Annotated in this window: 32 protein-coding genes; 10 read left to right on the top strand and 22 right to left on the bottom strand. The window is 67.8% G+C overall.

The genetic code is table 11. From position 1 onward, the window contains the following. Nucleotide 1 precedes the first annotated feature (1 nt). Entirely contained in the window at nucleotides 2-433 is a 432-nt protein-coding gene (locus G6N67_RS13735) for a hypothetical protein (RefSeq protein WP_036431061.1), read from the top strand. Here the strand turns inward: G6N67_RS13735 and dinB are convergent. Together dinB and G6N67_RS13745 are read right to left on the bottom strand one after the other, a co-directional pair. Beyond that, nucleotides 430-1,641, bottom strand: a complete 1,212-nt coding sequence (gene dinB / locus G6N67_RS13740) for a DNA polymerase IV (protein ID WP_036431062.1) — start codon at nucleotides 1,639-1,641, stop codon at nucleotides 430-432. The genes G6N67_RS13735 and dinB overlap by 4 nt on opposite strands. A 23-nt stretch (nucleotides 1,642-1,664) precedes the next feature. Next, nucleotides 1,665-2,306 carry a TetR/AcrR family transcriptional regulator gene (locus G6N67_RS13745; RefSeq protein ID WP_036431065.1) on the bottom strand — a complete coding sequence of 214 codons (642 nt, stop codon included), beginning with the start codon at nucleotides 2,304-2,306 and terminating at the stop codon, nucleotides 1,665-1,667. Nucleotides 2,307-2,384: 78 nt separating this feature from the next. Here G6N67_RS13745 and G6N67_RS13750 point away from each other — a divergent pair, with 78 nt between their 5' ends. Further along, entirely contained in the window at nucleotides 2,385-3,854 is a 1,470-nt protein-coding gene (locus G6N67_RS13750; RefSeq protein ID WP_036431068.1) for a flavin-containing monooxygenase, read from the top strand. A 46-nt stretch (nucleotides 3,855-3,900) separates the two neighbouring features. On the opposite strand, the gene rraA is transcribed toward G6N67_RS13750, so the two are convergent. The 10 genes from rraA to G6N67_RS39215 form a co-directional block, all read right to left on the bottom strand. Beyond that, nucleotides 3,901-4,380 carry a ribonuclease E activity regulator RraA gene (gene rraA, locus G6N67_RS13755; RefSeq protein ID WP_036431071.1) on the bottom strand — a complete coding sequence of 160 codons (480 nt, stop codon included), beginning with the start codon at nucleotides 4,378-4,380 and terminating at the stop codon, nucleotides 3,901-3,903. Next, on the bottom strand, nucleotides 4,381-5,145 hold the full coding sequence (locus G6N67_RS13760; RefSeq protein ID WP_036431073.1) for a MerR family transcriptional regulator: 765 nt from the start codon (nucleotides 5,143-5,145) through the stop codon (nucleotides 4,381-4,383). Nucleotides 5,146-5,189: 44 nt separating this feature from the next. Further along, complete coding sequence (locus tag G6N67_RS13765; protein ID WP_036431075.1) at nucleotides 5,190-5,690, bottom strand: hypothetical protein; 501 nt, start codon at nucleotides 5,688-5,690, stop codon at nucleotides 5,190-5,192. Between the two features lie 92 nt (nucleotides 5,691-5,782). Then, the gene (locus G6N67_RS13770; protein WP_036431078.1) at nucleotides 5,783-6,706 is read right to left on the bottom strand and encodes a CopD family protein; all 924 of its coding nucleotides are present in this window, start codon (nucleotides 6,704-6,706) and stop codon (nucleotides 5,783-5,785) included. 4 nt (nucleotides 6,707-6,710) lie between these two features. Continuing rightward, the gene (locus G6N67_RS13775; protein ID WP_036431081.1) at nucleotides 6,711-7,217 is read right to left on the bottom strand and encodes a copper resistance CopC family protein; all 507 of its coding nucleotides are present in this window, start codon (nucleotides 7,215-7,217) and stop codon (nucleotides 6,711-6,713) included. Next, complete coding sequence (locus G6N67_RS13780) at nucleotides 7,214-7,891, bottom strand: YcnI family copper-binding membrane protein (protein WP_036431085.1); 678 nt, start codon at nucleotides 7,889-7,891, stop codon at nucleotides 7,214-7,216. The genes G6N67_RS13775 and G6N67_RS13780 overlap by 4 nt, the downstream gene beginning before the upstream one ends. Before the next feature lie 33 nt (nucleotides 7,892-7,924). Beyond that, nucleotides 7,925-8,446, bottom strand: a complete 522-nt coding sequence (locus tag G6N67_RS13785; protein ID WP_036431088.1) for a hypothetical protein — start codon at nucleotides 8,444-8,446, stop codon at nucleotides 7,925-7,927. 14 nt (nucleotides 8,447-8,460) lie between these two features. Further along, on the bottom strand, nucleotides 8,461-9,117 hold the full coding sequence (locus tag G6N67_RS13790; RefSeq protein WP_036431090.1) for a DUF6474 family protein: 657 nt from the start codon (nucleotides 9,115-9,117) through the stop codon (nucleotides 8,461-8,463). 545 nt (nucleotides 9,118-9,662) lie between these two features. After that, on the bottom strand, nucleotides 9,663-9,998 hold the full coding sequence (locus G6N67_RS13795) for a hypothetical protein (RefSeq protein WP_131524641.1): 336 nt from the start codon (nucleotides 9,996-9,998) through the stop codon (nucleotides 9,663-9,665). 84 nt (nucleotides 9,999-10,082) lie between these two features. Then, entirely contained in the window at nucleotides 10,083-10,301 is a 219-nt protein-coding gene (locus tag G6N67_RS39215) for a hypothetical protein (RefSeq protein ID WP_230022336.1), read from the bottom strand. Nucleotides 10,302-10,311: 10 nt separating this feature from the next. Here G6N67_RS39215 and G6N67_RS39220 point away from each other — a divergent pair, with 10 nt between their 5' ends. From G6N67_RS39220 to G6N67_RS13810, 3 genes are read left to right on the top strand one after another with little or no spacing between them, the layout of a single operon-like run. Then, nucleotides 10,312-10,557 carry a hypothetical protein gene (locus tag G6N67_RS39220; protein WP_230022335.1) on the top strand — a complete coding sequence of 82 codons (246 nt, stop codon included), beginning with the start codon at nucleotides 10,312-10,314 and terminating at the stop codon, nucleotides 10,555-10,557. A 34-nt stretch (nucleotides 10,558-10,591) separates the two neighbouring features. Next, nucleotides 10,592-11,083: an ImmA/IrrE family metallo-endopeptidase gene (locus G6N67_RS13805; protein WP_036431095.1), complete on the top strand. Its 492-nt coding sequence runs from the start codon at nucleotides 10,592-10,594 to the stop codon at nucleotides 11,081-11,083. After that, nucleotides 11,080-12,219, top strand: coding sequence for a hypothetical protein (locus G6N67_RS13810; protein ID WP_036431098.1), 1,140 nt, complete (start codon nucleotides 11,080-11,082; stop codon nucleotides 12,217-12,219). The genes G6N67_RS13805 and G6N67_RS13810 overlap by 4 nt, the downstream gene beginning before the upstream one ends. 47 nt (nucleotides 12,220-12,266) lie before the next feature. Here G6N67_RS13810 and G6N67_RS13815 read toward each other — a convergent pair whose 3' ends face one another. From G6N67_RS13815 to G6N67_RS38795, 5 genes are all read right to left on the bottom strand, one after another. After that, entirely contained in the window at nucleotides 12,267-12,665 is a 399-nt protein-coding gene (locus G6N67_RS13815) for a zinc-binding metallopeptidase family protein (RefSeq protein WP_036435128.1), read from the bottom strand. A gap of 466 nt (nucleotides 12,666-13,131) precedes the next feature. After that, nucleotides 13,132-13,791, bottom strand: a complete 660-nt coding sequence (locus G6N67_RS13820) for a hypothetical protein (RefSeq protein ID WP_051578620.1) — start codon at nucleotides 13,789-13,791, stop codon at nucleotides 13,132-13,134. Nucleotides 13,792-14,036: 245 nt separating this feature from the next. After that, on the bottom strand, nucleotides 14,037-14,570 hold the full coding sequence (locus G6N67_RS13825) for a hypothetical protein (RefSeq protein ID WP_036431101.1): 534 nt from the start codon (nucleotides 14,568-14,570) through the stop codon (nucleotides 14,037-14,039). A 211-nt stretch (nucleotides 14,571-14,781) separates the two neighbouring features. After that, nucleotides 14,782-15,405 (bottom strand): superoxide dismutase, encoded by a 624-nt coding sequence (locus G6N67_RS13830; protein WP_036431105.1) that lies wholly within the window; start codon nucleotides 15,403-15,405, stop codon nucleotides 14,782-14,784. Nucleotides 15,406-15,531: 126 nt separating this feature from the next. Beyond that, a complete protein-coding gene (locus G6N67_RS38795) occupies nucleotides 15,532-15,690 on the bottom strand; it encodes a hypothetical protein (protein ID WP_165572152.1) in 159 nt (52 codons plus the stop codon). A gap of 610 nt (nucleotides 15,691-16,300) precedes the next feature. Between G6N67_RS38795 and G6N67_RS13835 the strand changes: the two genes are divergently transcribed. The 3 genes from G6N67_RS13835 to G6N67_RS13845 are packed head-to-tail and all read left to right on the top strand — an operon-like array spanning nucleotide 16,301 to nucleotide 18,589. Further along, entirely contained in the window at nucleotides 16,301-16,642 is a 342-nt protein-coding gene (locus G6N67_RS13835) for a rhodanese-like domain-containing protein (protein ID WP_036431109.1), read from the top strand. A gap of 47 nt (nucleotides 16,643-16,689) precedes the next feature. Continuing rightward, nucleotides 16,690-17,745, top strand: a complete 1,056-nt coding sequence (locus G6N67_RS13840) for a DUF4328 domain-containing protein (RefSeq protein ID WP_036431112.1) — start codon at nucleotides 16,690-16,692, stop codon at nucleotides 17,743-17,745. Between the two features lie 4 nt (nucleotides 17,746-17,749). Continuing rightward, nucleotides 17,750-18,589: a glycerophosphodiester phosphodiesterase gene (locus tag G6N67_RS13845; RefSeq protein ID WP_036431115.1), complete on the top strand. Its 840-nt coding sequence runs from the start codon at nucleotides 17,750-17,752 to the stop codon at nucleotides 18,587-18,589. A gap of 12 nt (nucleotides 18,590-18,601) precedes the next feature. Here the strand turns inward: G6N67_RS13845 and G6N67_RS13850 are convergent, their stop codons facing one another. From G6N67_RS13850 to G6N67_RS13865, 4 genes are all read right to left on the bottom strand, one after another. Further along, entirely contained in the window at nucleotides 18,602-19,147 is a 546-nt protein-coding gene (locus tag G6N67_RS13850) for a ferritin (RefSeq protein WP_036431118.1), read from the bottom strand. A 137-nt stretch (nucleotides 19,148-19,284) separates the two neighbouring features. Further along, the gene (locus tag G6N67_RS13855) at nucleotides 19,285-20,448 is read right to left on the bottom strand and encodes an LCP family protein (protein WP_370466333.1); all 1,164 of its coding nucleotides are present in this window, start codon (nucleotides 20,446-20,448) and stop codon (nucleotides 19,285-19,287) included. 111 nt (nucleotides 20,449-20,559) lie between these two features. Next, a complete protein-coding gene (locus tag G6N67_RS13860; protein WP_036431121.1) occupies nucleotides 20,560-21,321 on the bottom strand; it encodes a CPBP family intramembrane glutamic endopeptidase in 762 nt (253 codons plus the stop codon). Nucleotides 21,322-21,349: 28 nt separating this feature from the next. Continuing rightward, complete coding sequence (locus tag G6N67_RS13865) at nucleotides 21,350-22,132, bottom strand: DUF2470 domain-containing protein (protein ID WP_036431123.1); 783 nt, start codon at nucleotides 22,130-22,132, stop codon at nucleotides 21,350-21,352. A gap of 126 nt (nucleotides 22,133-22,258) precedes the next feature. On the opposite strand from G6N67_RS13865, the gene pheA reads away from it, so the two are divergent. Together pheA and G6N67_RS13875 are read left to right on the top strand one after the other, a co-directional pair. Further along, a complete protein-coding gene (gene pheA, locus G6N67_RS13870; RefSeq protein WP_036431126.1) occupies nucleotides 22,259-23,197 on the top strand; it encodes a prephenate dehydratase in 939 nt (312 codons plus the stop codon). Next, entirely contained in the window at nucleotides 23,194-23,880 is a 687-nt protein-coding gene (locus G6N67_RS13875) for a histidine phosphatase family protein (protein ID WP_036431129.1), read from the top strand. The genes pheA and G6N67_RS13875 overlap by 4 nt, the downstream gene beginning before the upstream one ends. Here G6N67_RS13875 and G6N67_RS13880 read toward each other — a convergent pair. Next, complete coding sequence (locus tag G6N67_RS13880; protein ID WP_036431132.1) at nucleotides 23,877-24,065, bottom strand: hypothetical protein; 189 nt, start codon at nucleotides 24,063-24,065, stop codon at nucleotides 23,877-23,879. The genes G6N67_RS13875 and G6N67_RS13880 overlap by 4 nt on opposite strands. Nucleotides 24,066-24,102 lie beyond the last annotated feature (37 nt).

Raw genomic sequence — 24,102 nt, forward strand, 5'->3', positions numbered from 1 at the left:
GATGCGCGCTGAACTCGGCATCGACACCGTCGTCACGCTGCTGACCGCCGGGTTTATCTTCCTGCTGGCGCTGGTCCTCGGCGTGTGGAAGTACCGGCAGATGGCGACAAGCGAGAACCATCTGGCCCACCCCTACGTCGACATCGCGCACCGGGCCGCATTGCTCTATTCGTTCGCGACCCTGTTGGTCGCGGTGTTCGTCGAACTCAGTGCCTGGCCGACGTGGGTGAACCTCACCGCGGCCATGGTGCTGGTGTTCTTCTTCGTCGCCGCGATCGCCAGCTACATCGGCCACGGTGCAAAACGCGACACCGTCAATCAGTTCGACCAGTCCGGCGCGGGCCTGCACGCCGGCATGGCCGCCCTGATCTTCGGTGAGATCGGCGGATTCGCGGTGCTGCTCACGGGTTTCATTGCGGCCCAGTTCTTTTAGTCGGGCAGCATAGGCATCTCCAAACCGGGGTCGCGGCCCACCAGCACGCCCCGGGTGAGAAGTCCGTTGCCGAAGCGTTGCCGCACTTCGTCGATGGCGCAGTCGATCGCGATGGGATCCGGCTGGTGCTCGAACGGCAGCTCCAACTGCTGGGTGCCCTCGCGGTCGATGTTGGAGACCGCGAACCCGATGAGCGTCAGCCCGCGTTCGGCGATCAGCGGTGCCGCGTCGGCGACGAGCGCGCGAGCCGCGCCGAGGATCGCCTCGGTGGACGACGTGGCCCGGGGCAACGTGTGCGAGCGCGTGACCCGCCCGAAGTCGTTGAAGCGCAACCGCAATACCACCGTGCGTCCGGTGCGCCCGGCCGACCGCATGCGGCGCGTGATGCGATCCACGAGATTGAGCACGACGGCGTCCACCTCGGCGGGTGACATGGTGTTGCCGCGCTGACCGAGCGCGCGTTGCGCACCCACGGACCGGCGCCGCACGCCCGTGGTCACCCGCCGCCGATCGATGTTGCGCGACAACGCGAACAACTGGTGCCCCATGGCCCCGCCGACCATGGTGGCCAGCGCCGACTCGGACAGTTCGGCGACATCGGCCACGGTCTCGACACCGTGGGCGTGCAACTTCTCGGCGGTCTTTGCGCCGACGCCCCACAATCGCCGCACCGGGAGCGGGTGCAGGAACGCCAATTCCCGATCCGGCGGGACGAGTAGGAGCCCGTCGGGCTTGGCCTCCTGGCTGGCGACCTTGGCCAGGAACTTGGTGCGCGCGATGCCGACCGTGATGGGCAGCCCGACGCGGTCACGGACCTGTTCGCGCAGCTTCGCCGCGATCTGGACGGGCGTGCCCGATACCCGGCCCAGACCCGACACGTCGAGGAACGCCTCGTCGACCGACAGCGGCTCGACCACGGGCGTGGTGTCGTGGAAGACGTCGAACACGTCCCGGCTGGCCTGCGTGTACGCCGCCATGCGGGGTGGCACGACGACGGCCTGCGGACACAGCGCCCTGGCCTGCCTCCCGCCCATCGCGGTGCGCACCCCGAACGCCTTGGCCTCGTAGCTGGCCGCCAGCACCACGCCACCGCCCACGATCACCGGGCGCCCGCGCAGCGCCGGATCGTCACGCTGCTCGACCGATGCGTAGAACGAGTCGAGATCCGCGTGGAGGATGGCGGCTGCTTGCCCGTCGGACACGAACATATGTTCGCATGCCGGGCCGACAGTTACGAGACGCTGCCGTAGATGCTGTTGAGCCAGACGTGCGCGAGTGTGTCGACGACCTTGCCGTGTTCGACCGCGGGCTGTTCGCCGGACAGCGCGGCCATCATGGTCCGCTCGTTCATGAGGTTGAGCGACGTCGCCAGGTCGAGCGCGGGAATGGTGTCCGGCGCGGCGCCGCGTTGGCGTTCGGCCGTGATCAGCGCCGCGGTCAGGTTGATCCACTTCTGCATGAGCCCGGCCCAGAACGCGCGGAACTCCGGGCTGCTGTTCAGTGCCTCGGCGCCGGCGCGCGCCGTGGCCGGATGCGATCCGAACGAGTCGAAGAAGATCTCGATGCCGCGGCGGATCGCGCGCCTCGGTTCGGCGGGCATGTCTTCCATGGCGCTGTCGAATCCCGTGTCGGCGCGCTTGATCAGGGGATCGAGCAGGGATAGCAGCACGGCTTCCTTGGACGGGAAGTAGAAGTAGAACGTGGGCCGGGAGATTCCGGCGCCTTTGGCCAGGTCATCGACCGAGACGTCGGCGAATTTCTTGGACTCCAGCAGCTGCGTCGCGGTCGCGAGGATGGCAGCCTCGCGGTCGTCACCCGAGGGGCGGGCGGCGCGGCGACCGCGCGGTGCGCGGGTCGTGCTGGGCGTGGTCACAACAGGCAGCCTAACACTGCGTCGAATTTTTCAACACACTGTTGACCTACTCAACACCATGTTGATACCGTCGGTACCATGACCGAACACCTCGACGTTGTGATCGTCGGCGCCGGCATCTCCGGCATCAGCACGGCCTGGCACCTCCAGGAGCGCTGCCCCACGAAGAGCTACGCCATCCTGGAGCGTCGCGAGAACATCGGCGGCACCTGGGATCTGTTCAAGTACCCCGGCATTCGTTCCGACTCGGACATGTTCACCCTCGGCTTCCGGTTCAAGCCGTGGACCTCGGCGCACTCGATCGCCGACGGCAAGTCCATCTGGAACTACATCAACGAGGCCGCCGACGAGAACGGCATCAAGAAGCACATCCGCGTCAACCACCGCGTCGTCAACGCCGACTGGTCCGACGCGGACAACAAGTGGACGCTCACCGTCGACAACAACGGTGAGGAGAAGCAGATCACCTGCTCGTTCCTGTCGGTGTGCAGCGGCTACTACAACTACGACCAGGGCTACTCGCCGGAGTTCCCCGGCGCGGCGGACTTCAAGGGCAAGATCATCCACCCGCAGCACTGGCCCGAGAGTCTCGACTACGCAGGCAAGAAGATCGTCGTCATCGGCTCGGGCGCCACCGCTGTGACGCTCATCCCGTCACTGGTCAAGGGCGGTGCCGGGCACGTCACGATGCTGCAGCGTTCGCCCACCTACATCGGCTCGTTGCCGTTGGTCGACCCGATCGCGGAGAAGGCCAACAAGTACCTGCCGAAGAACCTGGCGCACTTCGTGAATCGCTGGAAAGCCATCGGCTTCTCGACCGCGCAGTACCAGTTGGCCCGGCGCTTCCCGCAGTACATGCGCAAGACCCTGCTCACCATGGCCAAGCACCGGTTGCCGGAGGGTTATGACGTCGAAAAGCACTTCGGCCCGCGGTACAACCCGTGGGATGAGCGGTTGTGCCTCGCTCCCAACGGCGATCTGTTCAAGACGATCAAGGCGGGCAAGGCCGACGTCGTCACCGACACCATCGACACCTTCACCGAGACCGGCATCAAGCTGAATTCGGGCGAGCAGCTGCAGGCCGACATCATCATCACCGCAACAGGTTTGAACATGCAGCTGTTCGGCGGCGCGAGCGTCACCCGCAACGGTGAGGAAATCGACCTGACCAAGTCGATGACCTACAAGGGCTTGATGCTCTCCGGGGTGCCCAACATGGCCATCACGTTCGGTTACACCAACGCGTCGTGGACACTCAAGGCCGACCTGGTCTCGGAGTTCATCTGCCGCGTGCTGAACTTCATGGACGCCAACGGCTTTGACAAGGTCGAGCCCGAGCATCCGGGCGAAGCGGTCGACGAGCTGCCGTTCATGGACTTCACCCCGGGCTACTTCCGGCGCGCCATGGACAGCCTGCCCAAGTCCGGTTCGGAAGCGCCGTGGCGCCTCAAGCAGAACTACTTCTTCGACCTGCGGACCATCCGCCACGGCAAGGTCGACGAGGAGTCGCTGCACTTCACCAAACACCGTGCGGCCGTGACGGTTTAGTCTCCCGCCGAGCAGTCCCCCCGCGCGTGCGGGGGGACTGCTTGCGCTATGGGGCGACCACGACGATCCCGTCCTCGTCGGCGTAGGCGATATCGCCCGGCACGAACGTGACGCCGCCGAAGCTGACCTCGACATCGCGTTGGCCCTCACCGGTCTTGGTGCCCTTGCGGGGATTGGTCCCCAGCGCCTTGATGCCGACATCGATGGTGCGCAGCGTCGCCGCGTCCCGCACGGCGCCGTGCACGATCACCCCGGACCACCCGTTGTCGGCGGCAAGGCCCGCGATGATGTCGCCCACCAGCGCGGTGTGCAGCGACCCGCCGCCGTCCACCACGAGCACGCCGCCGTCGCCGGGCGTGGACAGAATCGACTTGAGCAGCGCGTTGTCCTGGAAGCAGCGGACCGTGGTGATCCGGCCGGCGAACGCGGGCTTCGCCCCGTAGTTCTGCAACTGCAGGTCGCAGCTGCGGACGTCGGGGTAGATCTCGTCGACCAGGTCAGCGGTGGCGCGGGGTTCGATACTCACTCAGTTGATGCTAGCCACGATGATGTCGTGCACGAACTGGGCCAACCCCGGTTCGGCGTCGTCGTAGTAGTTGCCGTAGCGCTCGTCCTCCACGTATATCCGAGCCAGGCACATGTGCATGTCATCACTGCAGTCGAAGAACCGCGAGATGTTGGCCCGGTGCCGGGCGGCCAGCGCATTGGCCGCCGCGGATCCGGCCTCGACGCCGGACCGCTTGCCTGCGGCCAGCGCCTGCAAGAGGGCGTCGTTCTCGGCCTTGAATTCGATCCAGTCCCGCTTGGTCATCTTGGCGGTGCGTTCCTGCGACTGCCGCCATTCCTCGGTGTCGCCCCAGCGCTGCTGCGCCTCCTCGGCGTACTCCTCGCTGAACGCGGTGGTACCGAAGAGTTCGACCTGCTCCTCGGCGGTCAGTTGAATTCCGCTGTTGTGAGCGCTCATGAGTTCCTCCACTGCCTTGATCTTCTGTTCCAGCTGCTCGGCCTGATCGCACAGCAATCGGTGCTGGCGGTGCAGGTGGGCGAGTACATCGGCGTCGACGTCGTCGAGCAGGGTCCGGATCTCATCGAGGCCCAGCCCCACCGAGCGGTACACCAGAACCAGATGCAGGCGCTCGATGTCGGCGTCGGTATAGCCGCGGTAACCCGCCGCGGTACGCACGCTCGGAACCACGAGGCCGATGTGGTCATAGTGGTGCAGCGTTCGGACGGAGACACCCGTGAGGGTGGCTACCGTTCCGACCGTCCGCGCGTCCGAGTTGGCGTGCATGCCACCAACTATCGACCCTGACGTCACGTCAGGGTCAAGGCGATTTACTCGTCGTCCGGGTCGCTGTGGCGGCGCGTCACGAGGATGAACAGCACCACCAGGACACCCGCGGCCAGTGCGGCGGCCAGCGGCAGCCGCGACGAGCTCGGCCCGGCCAGCGGAGCCGGTGGTGGCCCGGACACCGGGTTGGCTGCCGCAGCGACTGTTGACTTGGCTTGTGCCGCAGCCTCTTTGGCGGCGGTCGCGACATCTGGCGCGGGTGCGGGGGGTTGTTTGGTGGGAGCCTTCTTGGCGGGCGCCTTCTTCGCAGGCGCTTTCTTGGCCGGAGCCTTCTTCGCGGCCTTGGCGGGGGCCTTCTTCGCCGGGGCCTTTTTGGCAGGCGCTTTCTTGGCGGGAGTCTTCTTGGCCGGGGGAGCCTTCGCCGCCGGAGGTTCAGGCGCCGGGGGTGCAGGCGCGGGATCGGCGACGGCATCCGGCGGTGCGGCCGAAGCGGACTCGGCTGCGGTGTCCGGCTTCTCGTCGGGCTGATCCTGCTGCTCTGCCATCTGGCTGCTCCTTTGCAGTGTCTGGTGCTCCGCGCCAGCGCGGTGTGGGGGGTGGCCGGCAGTGGTTCCCATCATGCCAGGTGGCCGGATCGTCAAGCCGCGACGGCCAACGCCGCGGCAAAGGTGAGCGCAACGGTCATGATCGCCAGTTCGGTCAGCGACCGCGACCGCGACAGGCTTGCGCTGGCCCGGTGCGCCCGCGCCGCGGGCAGCCAATCGGCCCGGTTGCGCCAGGCCAGCTCCAGCAGCCCGGCCGTCACCAGGATCTTCGCGGTCAGCAGCCGGCCGTAACCCGTGGTCCACAGCTCGGCCGGACTGTTCAGCCGGATCAGGGCGCCCGCCGCACCGGCGACCAGCAGCACGGCAACACAACCGAGCGACAGTTGAGAGAACCGGGGCAGCACGCGGGCCCATTGGCCGCGGTGCGTGACGGTCAGCACCAGCGCGGCCAGCACGCCGCACCAGACGGCAGCCGCCAGCGCGTGCACTGCGACGGCCATCCCACCGATCGGGTTCTCCGAGAGATGACCGGCCAAGGTGCGGGCCGTGAGACCGGCCGCCGCCAGACCCACGGTGACCGCGGTCGTCGACGCGGTGCGCGGCGCGAGCAGCGCCACGAGGCAGACACCCAGCGCCGCGATCACGCTCACCAGCCCGGACCGGCCCACCGTGGTGTACAGCGCGAACTCGGTGACCGTGCCGAGTCCGATGCGGTGCACCGGCAGGGCCGCGGTCTGCGCGGCCTCGACGATCAGGCGCACCAACTCGGCCAGCAGCCAACCCGCGCCGCACAACGCCAGCGGCCCGGCCGCTGCCCGCGCCAGCTCGGCGCGAAACCGCGTGGTGTCGAGCAGCGGCACCGCGGCCAGGCCGACCGTGCCCACCGCGGTGATGTCGGCGAGCGCGCGGACCAGCGGGCCGGTGACTGCGCCCTGCGGATAGACCAGGGCCCACGCCACGGCCGACGCTGCGGTCACCAGGAGCAGCCCGCCCGCCACCACGCGCCGGGTCACGATCGCCTCACGACCGTCTGCGTACCGCCCACCAGGCCCCGCCGCCGACGATCACGACGGCCGCCGCGACGAATGGCCAGACCGGCAGCCCGTCATCGGTCTTGGCGTCGGCCGTGGCGGACGGCCCCGGTGTTCCGGTCCCTGCGACGGTCAACTCGAAGGACCACGATCCGGAGACGACGTGTCCGTCGGCGGACGTCACGCGGTAGTTCACGGTGTAGGTGCCGGCCGGTCCGAGCGGCCGCAGCCCGACGCCGATCACCGCGCCCTTGACCTCGGCGTCGCCGCTCGACCACAGATTGCCGTCCGGGCCCACGACCGTCATGGCCGCGAACGCCTGCTGCAACGTCTCGTTGAACGTCGCGCTCACGCGCTGCGGGGACGCGGTGAGCTGCGCGTTTTCGGCGGGGTCGGTGGCGATGCGGGTCGCGTGGGCCGACGCGACGCCCGCTCCCGTCAGTGCCGCCGCCGCCATGGCGAGGCCAGTCAGCACGACGGCGAAGAGCTTCTTCACGACCGCCTCCTAGCCAGCAGTGCCGTGACGACCGCGGCGGCCGCCACCACGAGCGCGCCGCCCGCGAGCCAGCGTGCCGAATCGTCGGTGCTTGACGACGGTTGTGCGGTGGGCTGGGCCGGTGCCGGTTGCTCGGCGTGCTCGTCACCGTGATGGTCGTCAGACGCCGCGCCGGTCAGTTTCACCTCGGGTGCGGGGTGCTCCGGTTCGCTGCCGTCGGGCAGCGGCGCCTGGTCCCAGTGCACGACTGAACCATCGGAATAGGTCTGCGTGGCGGGGAAGCTCACGGTGTCGGAATCGGGCAGCTTGACCGAGATCTTGAACAGCGCGAACTGGTCGGGGGAGATGCCCACGCCGGGCGCGGCAGTCCAGGTGACCGACCGCACGGTACCCGCCGCGACGTCGCGGTCGAGCTTGGCCGTCCAGCCGGGCATCACCTCGGTGCGGGCCGAGGTGACGTCGGGCAGGCTGACACTCAGCGCGGTGGTCAACGCCCCGGAATCGGATTCTCCGGGCACCCGGAATGTGAGCACCGCAGTGCTGCCCGGGGCGGCGTTGTCGGCGTCGACGTGGACGTGTGCCGCGGCGGGCGCAGCGGTGAGTAGCGCGACGGCCGCGACCGTCGCCGCGGTGCCGAGCAGGGCGCGGCAAGGCGCCCCGATATGGGGTTGCATTTCGTCGGGATCTTTCGTCGGAGGGGAATCGGGTCAGGCGCGGACGCCGACCGGCGGACCCCGATGCGATACCGACGAGATGAGGAAGAGAACCGAGTGCAGTGGCCCGTCGCTGTCGCGGCTGACGATAGTCGCCGGGATCGGCAGTGGCTGCTCGACCGGCACGGCCGCACGCACCGCACGGGACACCGCGGCGCACAGCCGCGAGCCGCCCGCGATCAGCACCGCTCCCACGGTCACGGCCGCCAGGTGCGCGAGCGTCATCCCCGCACCCGGCGCGGCGCTGTGCGCGTGGTCGGCGGTGGCCAGCAGAGCGTGGCCCAACACCTGGCCCACACCGAGCAGCCCCCACAGCACGATCGTCCGATCCGCCCGGGTGAGGGTCGCGGCGAGCATGCCCAGCGTCACGGCCAGCACCGTGAGCTGTGCCGTCATCGCGCCGCCCGGCAGCGCGCCGCCCGCAGCACCGTGAGCCACGGCCGCGAGCGTCGCGGTGAGTCCACCGACCGCCACACCGCGCAGCGGCGCTGCGGGATCAGGCGTGGCGTCGGTCATGGGGAGTATCGGGGTCAGACCAGGCCGAGCCGGGCCATCAGGTCGGCGTCGATGCCGTCGAGCTGCGCGGCGATGGCCGCGTGTGCGCCGCGGCGACGGGCCGTCGGCATGTTCTCCGCGGCGGTCACCGCAGCCGACAGGTCGCTGAGCCGGTCGGTGATGGCCGATGCGAACTGCTTGGTCTCGGCATCCTTGGGCTTCTTGTCGACCACGAGGCGCAAGGACTGTTCGGCGCCGGCGATGCGGGCCGACAGCTGGGCGCCGTGCCCCGAGAACTGACCCAGCTGGCTCAGCGGGACGCCGAGCTGATCGGCCCGACGCTCGTCGAGTGCACCCCGCGCGGCGATCGACGCGCGGTAAATCAGCGGCACCAACACGGGCGCCAGCAAACGTGTGACAGTCAGCAGCCGACGAATTCGAGCGGGCGAAAGCAACTTGCCTTCACGTGCCGCCTGCAGCTCTGCCTGGGCGACTTTGAGCGCTGTGCGATCACTGTCCCGCTGAGCTTTGAGCTGGGACTTCAGCGCCTTGCGCTCGGCCTTGCGGTCACCTTTGATGCGGCGGGCCTCGTTCTTTGCGGTGAGCTTGGCTTCCAGCTTGGCCTTTGCCTTGATGGCCCGGGCTTCGGCCCTGCGGGTAGCACGGCTTTTACGTCGCGTGAACAGGCCCATTCCGGCTGCCTCCCGGTCGTCTCGTCGAGTTGTGGCGATCCCCAGTGCAATGCTGCAGACCCACAGTATCGTCCGGCGGCTTTGCTCGGCCGCCAAGCCCTGTGTGACCGCTGGTTATTCATTACGGCTAGCAAATCGGTCAGGCGGTCTGTGCGACAATTGTTCGGACGTCTTTAGGGCCGATGTGCGATGCGCTTGAGAGGTGGTGGGGTCGTGCGTTCCGGTGTGCGCGTCGCCGCCTCAGCGTGCGTGGTCCTTTCCGGCCTGCTCATCGCCGGTATCGGTGGTGCGCTCGCGTTTGCCGACCCCGACCGCGGTCACGGCGATTCGTCACAGGGTTCGTCGCACAACGACGACAAGGGCAGCCAACAGGGCGGCCGCGACCACGCCCGGCCCGACAGCGGGCGCCCGAGCCGGGACGACGGCAAGCCGGGCGGTGTCGGAGAAGGAGCCAACCGTCCGACCGGTGGCCCGTCCCGTGATTCGACAAAGTCGCCGTCCGGGTCGAACAAGCCGAGCTCGGGTCCGTCGCGCAATCCCAGCGGTCAGTCCCCGCAAACCGGCAACGCGTCTGCCGAGGGCGACGACGGAGACGAGCAGGGAACTACGAAAACTCCCGGGACGAAGACCGACGCGCCGGGAACCAAGACCGAGACAAAAACCGAGACGCCGCCTACGAAGACCGAGACGACCGGCGAGACGGAGACGGTGTCAGAGACGCCGCCGACTTCGGTAGAGGTGACGACGACGGACGTGACAACGTCGGAGACGTCATCGACGACTGCGACGACGACTTCCGCGACCACCACGGCGACGACGACAACACGATCGACCTCCCCGACAACTTCGCCGACGACCTCGCCTACGACGACCACGCTCATCGGATCGCCGGGTGGGGGCAGGGACGGCGGCGGCGACGGAGTCGGTGCGTTGCCAGGGTCGGTCGGTGGTCCGCAGCCCCCGCCTCAGATGCAGTTGCCCGAGCAGGCCGCGGCGCCTGTTTCGGAGGCCGCACCCGCCGCCCCACCCGGGCTCGCGGCCGGTGCCGCGGCAGCGCTCCCGCCGCCCGTGTTGCCGCCGGTCGTCGTGGCGCCGATCATTGTTGTGCCGCCCTTGCTTGCGCCGCCAGGTGCTCCCGGCGGGGACGGTCCTTCGGGCAATGACGCGGGATCCCCGTCGTTCACTGAACCGACAATGAAACAATCGGAAGCATCGGCAGACCGTTCGCTCGCGGACGGCCTGGACAGCGCGATTCCGGTGTCGTACCGGATGGGCTATGTCGACTATCTCCGTACCGCGGGGACATCGCAGATCGCGGCGGTCGCCGTGCCCGGGGTGGTCGGCATCATGGCTCTGACGGGCGCAGGGGGGCTCGTCGGATACCGGCAGGCCAAAGCCGGTTTCTCGCTGAGGGCCGGGTCGGCGCGGTTCCTGGGCTGATCGGCAGGACGGCGAGGAGTCGAAAGGGGGACAGATGTCAGCCAGCAAAAGCGTGACGCGCGCTGTGAGCGCGGTGCTCGACCTCGCTCCTCGACGGGGTGAAGTGACATTGATCCGCCTGGTCGAGGCAGTCAGCGAGGACCGCGGCAGACCCATCGAAGTCGACATGGCCGAGCTGCCGCCGGGCGTCTGCGGACAGTGGCGACAGTACGCAGACCGCGATGTGTTCCTGATCCAGCAGGGCCTACCGGCCTGGGACCGCACCCTGGCCCACGAACTTGGCCATCTGGTGCTCGGGCATGACGGCATCTCGATCGTCGAAGCCGCCGAGGATGCCGTAGAGGTCGCGAGTTCGGACCTCATCGCGTACATGCTCAACCAACGGACCGGATGCATGGGCCCCAATGGCGAGGACATTGAGCAGGAGGCCGAGGATTTCGCGGCCCTGCTGCTGTACCGGCTGGGACGGCTGCCGTCTGACCGGTCGTCGATCGTTCAGGTTCGCCTCGGAGAGGCGTTTGGTTGATCATCTGGGTGATCGCGGGTCTGCTCGGCCTGGCTACTGGACTGCGCATCGGCTGGGCACTGGTCAACAAACAATCTCTGGTGAGCTCGGCGATGATCCTTGCGCTGGGCAGCCTCGGCGCGGTGGCCGCGTTCAACTGGCAGCCGCTGGCACTTCTCACCGACACCCTGCTGCACTGGCCCAACATCGCGATGGCGTTCAGCCAGGTGGCGTTGATCGCATGTGCGGCGGGAAGCTGCGTGATGATCACCACCGCGGCCTCCGATCGTCCCGCCGCGATCAGCCGGCGCATCGCGATGGTGCAGTACGGCGTCGCCGCGGTCGTGGCGGTCGTCAGCCTGGCGACGTTCTTCCTGGCCGGCCGGCAACCCGAGATGGCGCCGGGGGAGTACCTGCAACGCAACCTCGGCGGCAACGGCACCACGTGGCTGCTGCCGTTGCTGTACGTGCTCCTGGCGCTCACGCTCGTGACGTGGGCCGGCGTGCGCTACTCGAACCGCAGCCGGCGCGGTCGCGCGCTGTTCGTGTTCACGATCGGCATTGTCCTGATCGTGGCGGCGAGCGGGTTCTTCCTGATCCGGGTGGTGAGCCGGACCAACCTGGTCAGTGTGGGTGCGGCGGTCACGATATTGGGCTGCGCGATGGTGATCGTCGCGATGGGCTCGTTGTTGCCGAGCATCGAAGACTGGTTCGGGGCACGGCAGGAACTGCGTGTCATCGCGCCGCTGCTTGCCGAACTCGGGCGGCGTCAGCCTGATGTCGGCATCGGCGTGCGACCGCGGGGACCGTTGGTTTTCCGGGTGGCTGAACGGATGTCGTTGATATCGGATTCGCTGTACCTGGAGGCCACCGCTGCGGCGACTGCGGCGCGGAATCGTGAGTCGGTCGGCCCCCGAGGATCGTCGGCAAAAGACGATCGGCGCCGCAAGGGCGATCCGGCGAACGTGTCACCGACCGAGCAGGCGCGCGTCGTCGCGCAGTGGATCTATGAAACTCGCGGCGACGACGAGCCGGACCCCGCCGCATTTCCAGGACTCACCTGGCTGCGCCAACCGGAATCGTATTCCGACCGGGAATGGATCCTTGCTATTGCCGAGCAGTACCGCGCATTGGAAAAAGCCAAACACGCCAGCTAAGCAGGGATCATCTGGTGATCCTGCTCAGCTGGCGGCTTGAGTGGACGTCAGTCGTCGAGTTGTTCGCGGCGGCGCAGTTCGTCGACCTTCTGGACGATGTCCTGCTGCGCCTCGGCCGACAGGCCAACGGTGCGGGCTGCGATGCGACGGACCCCTTCGTCGCGCATGCTCGCGAGCCAGGTCAGCTCCTTGTCGAGCTTCTCGTAGTACTCGTCGTCGGTGAAGTAGGCCGGCTTGATCCGGAAGAAATTGGCAAGGGCGGCCATTGTTGCCACGGATGGGTTGGTGCGGTTGCCCGACCGGAGCTGCGACAGGTACGGCGCCGACATGGTGATGCCCTCGGACTTCAGCGCGGCGATGACCTCAGCCGAGGTATGGGGTCCGCGCCCAGGTGGATAAACCGTGTCGAACAGGCGGTTTAGGCGGGCGGCGAACGTCTTGCTCATCGATTTGACCTCCACATGCATCATGAGCGGTACGAATAGGCGGCGTATTTGCTGACCATCGTAGCGAGAGTTGTGGCAACAACCAAGTGCAAACCGCGTAAAAGTTAAATCGGCTTTGTGTTTTGTGGGTCCGGGCAGCGGAAACCGGTACCTTCGCCGGGCGTCGAGGGCGGGATTCCGTCGTGTGACTAGGCAAATAATGACGGTTGCGTTGCATTGGCGCTGGTGAGCTGCTGTCTATGCATCTCAGGGGTGACCTCACCTGGTCGCTGGGCAACGGACACGGTCAGATCACGTCCCGAAATGGGTATTTGCTGGCGCACAGACCAACGCCGCACTGGCGCGCCGCGCGGCACCGGCGTGCGGCACGGGGCGCGCGCTGTCGTCGCGGCCGCCGAAAAGGCGCGATCCGCCGAACAAAAAGTTGCCACGACGGCTTCAGGCGGATTCTGGTGACGATTCACGTTCAGCCGGCGGACCAAGGTGTCGGCGCGCGCTCACGCGCAGGCCCGCAGGCGGCGGACCCTGCGGCGGCCATGACCACGAGGACGGTAACCGCCGCCGTGACCGGGCGCCAGCCAAGCGCGCCGATGATCAGCATCCACAACCCGACTAACAGGAATAGCACACCCGCTGCGTTGCGCACGGACCGCTCAGACAACCGGTGATGGCGCACCGACGCGGCGGTGATTGCTGCCGCGACTGCCAGCACCGCCCCTCGCGCGGTGTCGCGCCAGGCGTCTGACCAGTCACGATCGCCAACGGACGCGGGCATCGGCGCGTGACCGGGACGGGTCGGCGCGAGCGACGAGACAACTGTGAGCAGCGCCGGACACAATGCCGTCGCTTTTCCGGCTCCGCCGCTATCGGCGCGGCCCACGTGGCGCGCCCAAAAAACGACCGACAGAAATGCGATTAGCGCAGCAAATGTAATCGAATTATCCGGGGGAGTGAGTCCCATTAAATGGTCTACGAGGCCGGAAAAGATGCATGAGACGATGACGGCGGCACCGAGAATGGACAACCTCAGGTGCCATCCGAACGGCACGGGTGCGATCGCCGGCCGCATCTGGGCGGGCAAGGAGACGGCAACCACGCCGAGGCTGCTGGGCGTGGCGGCAAGCACTGACGACCTCTCGGCGCGTCGCCGCAGCAACGATCAACAGACCTGCGCGGCATGCGGTCGAAGGTCTCGTCCACCGCTGCGAAGCGGTTCGCCGGCCGGGCTGGCGCCAGGATGTCGACTCGGCGATCGGGACTACGGCCCTTCGCTGACGGCTAAGACCCTAACGGTTGCTTGCTCGGTTCGCTAGCTCTCCTACCTGTTTCGGGTAGCCGTATTCTTGTTTTCGCCATATAAATACAAGCGGCTCACGCCGCCAGCAGCATCGCGAGAATCGCGGTGTCCGGGTGGCTGATCGGATCGACGCCCACGCGGCTCACCATCGACGTGATCGTGCCGTCTGACTCTGCCTCGACCCACGCCGCCCGGTGTTCGAGACCGAGGTGCGGCAGACCGGGCAGCAGCACACATCCCGACGCCGCGCCGGCACACTCAGGCAGCGACGGCGTCGTCTCCGACGGCGGATGCAGCATCAGCAATGCGGGTGGCTGGTGCTCGGCGAAATAGCCGGGCGGCACCGCGGACTCACCGACCACCGGACCCTCGGCGAGCACGAGCCCCACGGTGCCCGGCTGAGGCTGCTCGGGAAGCTCCTCACGCACACCGAAAATCGTTGTGGTGGCCAGCAATCCGGGAAGCGAGGCCACGCGCACGGTGACGATCAACAGCTGTGCCCATTCTTTGGTCGACTCGGGCCAGCGGCCTGACACCACGAATCCCTTGAGCAAGCCACCGGAATGAAAAGGGGCGATTTCGATCGCCCGAGAAGACCCCTTATCCATCTTCGCCTCCGGGACGTCAGTGCCGGGATTCGTCCGTCGACGGCGATCGGACGTGCCCCGGCACATTGGTCGATGAATTCAGGATGCGCCCACGTCGCGGGGTGTGCAAGGCGACACGGTGGGCCGAGAACGAGGGCGGGGCGCCGCGCTGTCGCGCGACGCCCCTTCTGTAGAGACTTCTGAAATACCCTCTGGTCGGGCAGATTCCGGCTCAGCCGAAGATGAGGCCGTTGGCCTTCGACGTGGCCGCCGCGTAGCGGTTCTGGACGTCCTCCCAGTTGACGACGTTCCAGAAGGCCTTGACGTAGTCCGCCTTAACGTTCTTGTACTGCAGGTAGAAGGCGTGCTCCCACATGTCCACCTGAAGCAGCGGAATAATGCCGAGCGGTACGTTGGCCTGCTGGTCATACAGCTGGAAGGTCAGCAGCCGGTCGCCGAGGCTGTCGTAGCCGAGGACGGCCCAACCCGAGCCCTGCAGGCCGTTGGCGGCCGCGGTGAACTGTGCCTGGAACTTGTCGAACGATCCGAACTGCTCGTCGATGGCGGCCGCGAGATCACCCGTCGGCTTGTCACCGCCGTTGGGGGACAGGTTCTTCCACCAGATCGAGTGGTTCACGTGACCGCCGAGGTGGAAGGCCAGGTTCTTCTCGTTGAGGAAGATCGCGGCGTGGTCACCGTTGGCCCGGGCTTCCTCGAGCTTCGCAACTGCGTCGTTGACGCCCTTGACGTACGCCGCGTGGTGTTTGCTGTGGTGAAGCTCGTTGATCTGACCGGAGATGTGGGGTTCCAGTGCTCCGTAGTCGTAATCCAGGTCTGGCAGGGTGTATTCAGCCACGAGATTCCTTCCTGTAATTGATCGATGGAGTTCGACGTCATCAAGATCGTCGTCAACATTGCTCCATCGCCGCGCGCATCGCAAGGACGCGCGTCACCACCCCACGTATACCCGATCGGTTCGCGGTCAGTACAAGACGATCAACGCGAGGACGCCCAGCAACAGCAGCGCGATCACGCCCGCCCGCATGAACGACATCAGTTGGTTGCGGGTGTGCAGGTGTCCGGACGAATGCCACTCAGATTGTGGTAAGGCCGACCCCGGGCCCATCGGATGCGATGCCATCACACGCTCCTGACCTGCGCGATCAATGTTTGCCCCCAGTGAGTTCTGTCACAACATCAGGTGTGACGCCGATCATAGACCCTTTGCGGTGCCGGCAAAAATCGGGGCCGCCACGCCGCAAACACCCGAGCTGGTTTCGCCAGGGCAGGACCGTTCGGCACGTGCATCGCGAACGCGGCGCGAATTCTGCGCGAACGCGACGTGCCGCCCCGTCGCCACCGCGGCGCTCCGTTTGGCCGGGCGCGGTAATGGGAATCAACGTGAGCACAATCTGCGGCGGCACCGGCTTCGCGCGTCGGGCGGTGCGGATCCCGGCGGTGGCGGCTGCGGAATCGGGCCACGGTCCGCCGATGCGGCGTGTCCGCAGATAGTTAGCGGCACGAGCAATTTCGCTCGCTTCGCAATCAGGTGTTGATCGACGCTCGGGTGAACACAGGGTTATCCACAGTGTTGATCAGTAAGCGCACAGCTAAACCAGGCTGCGGACGGTCGCGGCAGGTGTCGGCCTGTGGATGAACCTGTGGAAACTGTGGATAGCCGCGCATTGCTAAGCGCGATGGGTCCACGGCGATGGATGCGTCGGCAAGATCGGCGTGTCAGCATGGTTGCCATGGACGATGTGGAGGTCGCGCAGGCGGAGATCGCCGCGGTTCCCACGACGTTCGAGGGGTCGGTGGTCCTGCTCGACGTGCGTGAGGATGACGAATGGCAGCGCGGGCATGTGGCAGGTGCCCAGCACATACCGATGGGTGACGTGCCTGCCCGGATGGCCGAGATCGACCCCGACGCCGAACTGTTCGTGGTGTGCCACGCCGGCGGGCGGTCGCTGCGCGTCGCGAACTATCTGGCTCGCAACGGCTACACCCCGGTCAACGTCAACGGCGGCATGCTGGCCTGGACGGCCGCCGGCCGGCCCGTGGTCACCGACGACGGCGGCGTCGGCACGGTCTGACCGGGCAGCCGCAAAAGCAACTACCGAGTCGTCGCTAGGCTGGTCGGATGATCCAGGTGTGTTCGCAGTGCGGGACGCGCTGGAACGTGCGCGACCGGCAACGGTCGTGGTGCCCGCGGTGTGGTGGCACGCTGCTCGCACCGTCGGCTCCCGCACAGCAGTGGGCACCCCCGCAGCAACCGGCCCAGCAGCGCCCGCCGCAGCGGCCGGCCCCGGGTTACCGCTGGATCGCCGTTCGTCCGGGCGCGGCGCCGCCGGCCCGTCGGCAGCGCAGGCCGCTCGGACCGACCCCGCGCTATCCCGTCATTCCGCGCTGGGGCCTGCAGCAGTACTTCGAACCCGAAGAGCAGCGCGATGTCACGCGCGGCGGACCGTCCGCTTCGACCGTCCGCAAGCTGCTGATCCTCGCAATGGCGATGCTGGGCTTCGCGGTCTTCGCCCATCTGGTGCGCTACATCCTGCTGTTGATCAACCGCACGGTGTTGCTGCATCCCTTCGTCGCCGCAGGCGGTGTCGTGCTCGGGCTGCTGGCAAGCGTGCTCGCGGTGGTCGCCGTGATCGTCACCGCGATATTCCTGGCCAACTGGCTGATCGCTCGGCGCGCCGCAGCCTACCGGCATCGCGGACAGGACGATCCACGGTCGCCGTGGGAAATCTTGATCCTGTGTTTGTTCCCCGGGCTCAACGTGCTGGTGGCACCCGTGTTCGTCATCGAGCTGGCCACGATCGAGGGCCGGTTGACGCAGCTGCGCCGGCCGATCGCGCTGTGGTGGGCAGTGTGGGCCGTGAGCGCGGTGACCGCGACGTGGTCGGTGATCAGTACCGTGCTGGTGAGCTTCTTCTGGAACTCGCCGCAGGGCATCGCCGACAACACCGTGATCACCACCGTCGGCTACGTCTTCGCAGTCGCAACCGTGGCGTTGACGGCCCGGCTGTACTTCCGGTTCGAGCGCACCGAACCGCACCGCAGTGCCCATCGCTGGGTCGTGGTGGGCACTGCCGAGGCATCCCCGGCGCCGTCTGCCGACAGCGCCGATCAGCCGGCACAGACCGAGGAATCGGCCGTTCCGGTTGAGACCGAAGGGCAGAACCCGGCAGCATAGCCATATGACCGCGGACGACGCCGGCGCTGCTGGGCCGACACCGGATCGGGTTCATCCATTTGTGGTGGCACATCGCGGAGCGTCTGCGGACCGGCCCGAACACACCTTGGCTGCCTACGATCTCGCGTTGCGTGAGGGTGCCGACGGCGTCGAGTGCGACGTGCGGCTGACCCGTGATGGGCACCTGGTGTGCGTGCATGACCGGAAGGTGGACCGGACGTCGACCGGTTCGGGTCTGGTCAGTGAGATGACACTGGCGCAGTTGCGGGATCTCGATTACGGGTCATGGCATTCGAGCTGGCGCCCGGACGGCGATCAGGACACCGGGCTGTTGACGCTCGACGACCTCGTCTCGCTGGTGCTGGACTGGAACCGGCCCGTCAAACTCTTCATCGAGACCAAGCACCCCGTCCGGTACGGCGCCCTCGTGGAGAACAAGGTGCTGGCGCTACTGCATCGGTACGGGATCGCCGCGCCGGCGTCCGCGGATCTCGCGCGGGCCGTGGTGATGTCGTTCTCGGCGGCCGCGGTCTGGCGGATCCGCCGCGCCGCGCCGATGCTCCCCACGGTGTTGTTGGGCGAGACGTCGCGCTACCTGGGCGGCAGCGCCGCCACGACGGTCGGTGCCACCGCGGTCGGCCCGTCCATCGCGACGCTGCGCGAACATCCCGAGTTGGTCGACCGGGCGGCGGCACAGGGCCGGGCGCTGTACTGCTGGACGGTCGATCACTACGAGGATGTCCGCTTCTGCCGCGACATCGGGGTGGCCTGGGTCGCGACCAACCATCCCGGCCGCACCAAGGACTGGCTGCAGAACGGCCTGACCGGTGCGGGCCGGGACTGACGTCGGCCGGATTTAGAGGTTGCCGCCCGCGGCGGTCGGCGCGGTCGGGTCGGCAGTTGCCGCGCCGAGCTCACGTGCGACGAAGTCCTCGAGGTGGAACAGGTTGGCGCCGGCGCGGTCGGCGATCCGCACGAGCGTCGACATCATGGCGACCTCTTCGACCTGCTCCTTGAGGAACCACTGCATGAACTGCTCGCCGAGGTAGTCGTGCTCCTCGCGGGCCACGCTCGCCAGCCGGCTGATCTGCTCGGTGACCGTGCGCTCCTGGTTGAGCGCCAGCACAAGCGCCTCGCGGGGCGAATCGAACCGATTGCACACCGTGTCCACGCCGGGGATCTCGACGTCGACGTCGCGGTCGAGCAGGTACTGCACCAGCATCATGGCGTGGTTGCGCTCCTCGATGGCCTGCGCGTAGAAGTGCTTGGCGAGCTGCGGAAGATCGGCGCCATCGAAATAAACGGCAATCGCAATGTATTGCTGAGCCGCGGTGAATTCGCTGCGAATCTGGTCCTGGAGAAGCGCGTGGAATTTCGTGTCGAGGGCACCGGTGATCGTCATGATCGCGAGGATATAGCAGGTCAGCGCGCATTGTCATAGAAGGTGAACCTCATTGAGGTCAGCTTTACCTAAGTGGTGTGACGGCGCTAACAAATATCGCTTTGAATTTGCTGTTGCCTAATTTAGCTTTGCCTAAACTATTGCGTGTTCAACGTGTCGGGAGGTGCCGGGTCGTCGGCGGCCAACGCGGCGAACAGCCGGCCCGCGGCGTCGCTGTCCCACACGACCACCGAACCGGAATCGCTCCCGGTGAACTCTCCGATGGGCACCGTGGTGGTCACGGGATCACCGTGCAGTGCCCAGGCCAGCCAGGCCAGATCCCAGATGTGGGCGTCTTGGTCGACCGTGACCGTTGCGCCGGCGGCGTGCGCCATCGGATACCAGCGCAGCGGGTTGAGCAGGACCGACGGGCTGGTCGCCCGGTGCAGCAGCGCGGACATGAACAGGCGCTGGTTGACCATGCGGTCGAGGTCTGCGCGCGGCGTCGCCCTGGTGCGCACGTATCCGAGCGCGTTGCGGCCGTCGAGGCGTTGGCAACCGGCGGGCAGGTCGATGCCGGCGAGTGGGTCGGTGATCGGTTCGGGCGGGCACATCGTGACCCCGCCGACGGCGTCGACGAGGGCCGCGAATCCGTCGAACCCGATCTCGGCGTAGTGGTCGAGCCGCAGACCCGTGGCCTGTTCGACGGTCTGCGCCAGCAGCGGCGCGCCGCCCAGCGAGAAGGCCGCGTTGATCTTGTCCTCACCGTAGCCCGGGATGGGCACATACGAGTCGCGCGGGATGGACACCATCGTGGCGGGCGTGCTCGAGCCCAGGCCCGGGACGTGCACGATCAGGATCGTGTCGGTGCGGCCGTTGCCGATGTCCCCGCCCGTCGCGAGCTCGGCCTGTTGCTCGGGGCTCAGCCCTTGGCGGCTGTCCGAGCCGACCAGCAGCCATGTGGTGCCCCGGCCGGTGCCGGGCCGTTCGGGGTAGTCGGCAAGCGCCGGGATCCGTTGTAACGACGAGTCGATCCACACACCCGTGGCGACGATGCCGACGATCGCCAACAGCAGCAGCGTCAGCACGATGCGGCCCCAGCGGCGTCGGCGCCGCGGCTTGCGGGGCGCTTTCGGTGTGGGTGGCGGCGGTCCGGCGGGCTGAGGCGGGCGGGCCACGGGCGCGGGCGGCCGCCGGGGCGGAGGTGGTGGCGGCGGGGGTGCGGCGCGCCGCGGGGGCGGGGCCGGCCGAGGCGGTGGTTGCCTGGGTGGCGTAGGCGGATTCGGGGGCCACGGCGGCCGGTAGTTCGGATCGCGCCGGATGACCTGCGACGGTTCAGCGGGCGGCCGGCCCGGGGCCGGACGCCGCAACCGCGGGTCGGGCTGGTACCGGTTGTCGTCCACAGCTGAAATGTACGTGTCGAAGCGGCCGGTCTACTGCAACCAGCTGAGATGGTCCGCGACAAGCGCATAGCCGACGAATGCGACGGCATCGATCAGGGTGTGGGCGATGATCAGCGGCCACAACCGGCCCGTGCGCTGCCAGGCGTAGCCGAACACCAGGCCCATCACGACGTTGCCGACGCCCGCGCTGTACCCCTGGTAGAGGTGGTAGGCGCCGCGCAGCAGGCTTGAGATCACCAGGGCACGCCCCGGGCTGACGTCGAGCTGGCGCAACCGCGTCAGCAGGAAACCCACGACGATGATCTCTTCGGCCCAGCCGTTGGCGAACGCCACTCCCAGTAGCACCGGGATGCGCCACCAGGTGTCGTACAGCTCGGCGGGTTCGACGTCGGCACTGAGGCCGAGCAGCCGGGCAAGGACGTAGAACGCCAACCCCGGCAGGCCGATCAGCGCGGCCAGACCCAGGCCGCCGAGACCGTCGGCGCGCCATTGCGGCCGGGCCAGACCGATCTTGGCCGGGCCGAATCCGCTGCGCCACAACAGATACAGCGCGAGCGCTCCCCACGCGAGCAGCTGCAGGATGCCGGCCAGGTGCAGGCCGAGGTCGATCAGGTCGAACGGCGAGCGCTTGGGGTTGAGCGCCACGGTCTGCCCGGCCAGGCCGAGCAGCACGGCCTCGGTCAGTTTGAGCAGCGCGGTGTAAGCGCTGAGCCCGAAGGTCACCGCCAGGACGACGGCGATCTCGATCTTGAGCGCGCGGCGTGGTCGCTCCGCGGCAGGGGGCTCGGTCACCGGAGCTACGGTAGCGGTGCTCCTGAGATCAGATGCGTCGTGCGCGTAGCCCGTTGAGGAAGGGGCACCCCATGAGCACGCGGATCGCCTGGCTGAGGCCCGTGACATCGTCGACCGGCTTGGCGAACGGCAGCCGCACGTCGTGGTCGCCGTTGTCGATCTCGACGCGCAGCTGCACGCCGTAGCGGTCCAGGCCCAGCGGCCGCACGCGGCCTTGGCGCAGGGCCACGGGCAGTCGGGTAGCGAGCCGTTCCACCACGTCGCGGTGCGCGGATTCCATGTGTTGCAGCCAGCAGGACTCCATGGCACAGAAGGGGTCCGGCTGGGCCTGCAGCAGCGCGCCCAGGCCGACGGACTCGGCGCCGGTGGCGTCGGCGACGACCACCGACTCGATCTCCAGGCGCATCAGGGCGTACGTGTCGTCACCTTGCTGCGGGGATGAATTGACTTGCAGCAGGGCAGGATTCGGGTCTTTCGTGGCGACGATGTCGAGCAGCGCCGCGACCTCGCCCGCCGGCACGTGCTGCAGCCGGCCCCGGATCCAGACCAGGGAGCGTACGGGCTCGCGCAGCGGCAGCGGTGCGTAGTCGGTCATCTCGAGCACGGCCTGCACACCTGCCGAGCCTGCCGACACCACCATCGCGGCCAGCGGCCCGGTCTGCGGCACGGTGATCGCGAACGAGCCGTCGTCGAGCAGGTGGTGGACGGGCGTCGCGATCGGCTCGAGGCCTTCGACGGCGACCATGGCGCCGCCACCGCGCGCGCATGCACTGCGAATCCGCTCGGCCGTCGTCGGTGCCGCTGTGGCCATCTCGCCGCCTTTCCTTGAGGTGAGGTAAGCCTAAATTAACTGGGTGCCCCGGTGGCCGCAAGGCGTACCGAACATGCCGCGCGCGACACGACCGGTCCAGGGAAACCGAGCGGATAGGGTTGGCATGTGCCGCGCATCGCCTACCTCGGACCGGAAGGAACTTTCACCGAGGCGGCATTGCTGCAGATGATCGCCAACGGTTCGGTACCTGGCATTCCACCGGGAGCCGACGCACACACGGCATTCACGCCGGTCCGGACCGACAGCACGCCCGGCGCGCTAGCCGCGGTGCGCGAGCAGCAGGCCGACTACGCGTGCGTGCCGATCGAGAACTCGATCGAAGGTTCGGTGCTTCCGACACTCGACAGCCTCGCCGCGGGATCACCGCTGCAGATCTACGCCGAGCTCACGCTGGACGTGTCGTTCACGATCGTGGTGCGACCCGGCCATACCGGCCCCATCGCGACGGTCGCGGCCTTCCCGGTCGCCGCGGCCCAGGTGCGCAACTGGCTGGCCGCCAACCTGCCCGACGCCGAAGTGGTTCCGGCGATCTCGAACGCCTCGGCGTCGCACGACGTCGCCGAGGGCCGCGCCGACGCCGGGGTCAGCACGTTGCTGGCCGCTCAGCGCTGTGGCGTCGACGTGCTGGCCTCCGGCGTCGTCGACGAGGCCAACGCCAGAACCCGCTTCGTGCTCGCCGGGCTGCCCGGGCGGCCACCGCACTCGACGGGTGCCGACCGCACCTCGGTGGTCTTGCGGCTGGAGAACGTCCCCGGTGCGCTGGTGTCTGCCATGACCGAATTCTCGATCCGCGGCATCGACCTGACTCGCATCGAATCCCGGCCGACCCGAACCGAGTTGGGCACGTACATGTTCTTTCTCGACTGCGTGGGCCACATCGACGACGTTCCGGTGGCCGAGGCACTCAAAGCGCTGCACCGGCGTTGTGCAGATGTGAGATATCTGGGTTCTTGGCCTACGGGGTCCGCGGCAGGCGCGCCGCCGCCGCACCTCGACGAGGCGTCGCAGTGGCTGGAGCGCCTACGCAACGGAGACCGCGCATGAGTGGACGGCTGATCCTGGTCCGTCACGGCCAGTCCCATGGCAATGTCGACCGCCGCCTCGACACGCGCCCGCCCGGCGCCGAGCTGACCGACCTCGGCCACGACCAGGCGCGCCGGTTCGCGCGCACGCTGCCGCAACCGCTCGCGATGGTCGGCCACTCCGTGGCGCGCCGGGCCGCGCAGACCGCCGCGGGCATCGGCGCCGAAACCGGTCTCGGCCTGCACGAGTTCGAAGGCCTGCACGAAGTTCAGGTCGGCGAGTTGGAGAACCGCAACGACGACGCGGCGATCGCGCAGTTCAACGCGATCTATCAGCGTTGGCATCAGGGCGAGCTCGACGTGCCCATGCCCGGCGGCGAGACGGCCACCCAGGTGCTCGACCGCTACGTCCCGGTGCTCACCGAGCTTCGGATGCGCTACCTCGACGATCACGAGTTCCCCGGCGACATCGTCGTGGTCAGTCACGGCGCCGCGATCCGGTTGGTCGCGGCCACGCTGGCCGGCATCGATTCGAGCTTCGCGCTCGACCATCACCTGGGCAACGCCGAATCAGTGGTGCTGGCGCCGATCACCGACGGGCGCTGGAGCTGTGTGCAGTGGGCCGCGCTGACCCCGCCGTTCTATCCCGAGCCGGAGGTGCACCCGGTCGAGGATGCGCTGCACTCAGGCGACCCGATGGGCTAGATCGCGAGCGCGATGTCGCGGCCGCAGGGACAGCCGATCGATTCGCAGTCGATGCTGAAGGTGTGGGCGATCTCGGGGGTGGTGCAGCCGTCGTCAGTGCACTCCGCGCGGTACCGGACGTGGTGGACGACCGTGCCGTGGCAGTGCTCCAGACCGGCCAGACAGTCCCGGCACTGGATGCTCATGGCCTGTTCATAGCACCGCACACCGACAATGCGGCGA

The sequence above is a fragment of the Mycolicibacterium mageritense genome (assembly GCF_010727475.1).
In the GTDB taxonomy this organism is placed as follows: domain Bacteria; phylum Actinomycetota; class Actinomycetes; order Mycobacteriales; family Mycobacteriaceae; genus Mycobacterium; species Mycobacterium mageritense.

What these genes read in the sequence shown, in the direction of transcription:
- G6N67_RS13825 (WP_036431101.1), bottom strand. Translation starts at nt 14,570, where the DNA reads ATGGATAAGGGGTCTTCTCGGGCGATCGAAATCGCCCCTTTTCATTCC.
- G6N67_RS13785 (WP_036431088.1), bottom strand. Translation starts at nt 8,446, where the DNA reads ATGACCGACGCCACGCCTGATCCCGCAGCGCCGCTGCGCGGTGTGGCG.
- G6N67_RS13760 (WP_036431073.1), bottom strand. Translation starts at nt 5,145, where the DNA reads ATGCACGCCAACTCGGACGCGCGGACGGTCGGAACGGTAGCCACCCTC.
- G6N67_RS13765 (WP_036431075.1), bottom strand. Translation starts at nt 5,690, where the DNA reads ATGGCAGAGCAGCAGGATCAGCCCGACGAGAAGCCGGACACCGCAGCC.
- G6N67_RS13750 (WP_036431068.1), top strand. Translation starts at nt 2,385, where the DNA reads ATGACCGAACACCTCGACGTTGTGATCGTCGGCGCCGGCATCTCCGGC.
- G6N67_RS13865 (WP_036431123.1), bottom strand. Translation starts at nt 22,132, where the DNA reads ATGGCCACAGCGGCACCGACGACGGCCGAGCGGATTCGCAGTGCATGC.
- G6N67_RS13780 (WP_036431085.1), bottom strand. Translation starts at nt 7,891, where the DNA reads ATGCAACCCCATATCGGGGCGCCTTGCCGCGCCCTGCTCGGCACCGCG.
- G6N67_RS13845 (WP_036431115.1), top strand. Translation starts at nt 17,750, where the DNA reads ATGACCGCGGACGACGCCGGCGCTGCTGGGCCGACACCGGATCGGGTT.
- G6N67_RS13735 (WP_036431061.1), top strand. Translation starts at nt 2, where the DNA reads ATGCGCGCTGAACTCGGCATCGACACCGTCGTCACGCTGCTGACCGCC.
- dinB (WP_036431062.1), bottom strand. Translation starts at nt 1,641, where the DNA reads ATGTTCGTGTCCGACGGGCAAGCAGCCGCCATCCTCCACGCGGATCTC.
- G6N67_RS13805 (WP_036431095.1), top strand. Translation starts at nt 10,592, where the DNA reads ATGTCAGCCAGCAAAAGCGTGACGCGCGCTGTGAGCGCGGTGCTCGAC.
- G6N67_RS13850 (WP_036431118.1), bottom strand. Translation starts at nt 19,147, where the DNA reads ATGACGATCACCGGTGCCCTCGACACGAAATTCCACGCGCTTCTCCAG.
- G6N67_RS13875 (WP_036431129.1), top strand. Translation starts at nt 23,194, where the DNA reads ATGAGTGGACGGCTGATCCTGGTCCGTCACGGCCAGTCCCATGGCAAT.
- G6N67_RS13840 (WP_036431112.1), top strand. Translation starts at nt 16,690, where the DNA reads ATGATCCAGGTGTGTTCGCAGTGCGGGACGCGCTGGAACGTGCGCGAC.
- G6N67_RS13835 (WP_036431109.1), top strand. Translation starts at nt 16,301, where the DNA reads ATGGACGATGTGGAGGTCGCGCAGGCGGAGATCGCCGCGGTTCCCACG.
- G6N67_RS13880 (WP_036431132.1), bottom strand. Translation starts at nt 24,065, where the DNA reads ATGAGCATCCAGTGCCGGGACTGTCTGGCCGGTCTGGAGCACTGCCAC.
- G6N67_RS13815 (WP_036435128.1), bottom strand. Translation starts at nt 12,665, where the DNA reads ATGAGCAAGACGTTCGCCGCCCGCCTAAACCGCCTGTTCGACACGGTT.
- G6N67_RS13795 (WP_131524641.1), bottom strand. Translation starts at nt 9,998, where the DNA reads ATGAGCGTGGTCGTCGTAGGCGAGGTCGTCGGCGAAGTTGTCGGGGAG.
- G6N67_RS39220 (WP_230022335.1), top strand. Translation starts at nt 10,312, where the DNA reads ATGAAACAATCGGAAGCATCGGCAGACCGTTCGCTCGCGGACGGCCTG.
- G6N67_RS38795 (WP_165572152.1), bottom strand. Translation starts at nt 15,690, where the DNA reads ATGGCATCGCATCCGATGGGCCCGGGGTCGGCCTTACCACAATCTGAG.
- G6N67_RS13790 (WP_036431090.1), bottom strand. Translation starts at nt 9,117, where the DNA reads ATGGGCCTGTTCACGCGACGTAAAAGCCGTGCTACCCGCAGGGCCGAA.